The sequence below is a fragment of the Alcanivorax sp. HI0083 genome, from assembly GCF_001635175.1.
Genome location: NZ_LWFX01000554.1, coordinates 1 through 492, shown reverse-complemented (window position 1 = coordinate 492; position 492 = coordinate 1). Strand labels below are relative to the sequence as shown.

1 protein-coding gene is annotated in these 492 nt (G+C 55.3%); it reads right to left on the bottom strand.

Features of this window, described 5'->3' with window-relative positions; translation table 11 throughout:
* Nucleotides 1–492, bottom strand: a 492-nt coding sequence (rplF, locus tag A3754_RS05645) for a 50S ribosomal protein L6 (protein WP_063519049.1), incomplete at both ends; no start/stop codon positions are given.

Below are 492 nucleotides of genomic sequence, written 5' to 3'. Positions count from 1 at the left end.
TCAGCATAGCGCACCCCTTTACCCTTGTAAGGCTCAGGCGGACGGAAGGCCCGAACATTGGCAGCAACCTGACCAACCAGTTGCTTATCAATGCCCTTAATGACAATTTCAGTCTGGCTCGGGGTCTCTACGGTGATCCCTTCAGGCAGCTCGTAAGCCACCGGGTGGGAAAACCCGAGGGTCAGGTTCAGCACCTTGCCCTGAGCCTGTGCGCGGTAACCAACACCCAGGAGCTGAAGCTTACGCTCAAACCCATCGGCTACGCCGGTTACCATATTATTCAGCAGAGCACGGGTGGTCCCGGCCAAAGCCCAAGCCTTCTGGGAGTCTTCGTGAGGCTTAACAGACATTACGCCTTCTTCCAGGGACACGGCTACCAGCTCGTGAACTTCATGCTCCAGGCTGCCTTTGCCACCTTTTACGGCGACTTTCTGGCCATCGACTTTAACTTCGACGCCCTTCGGCAGATTTACCGGATTTTTTGCTACTCTA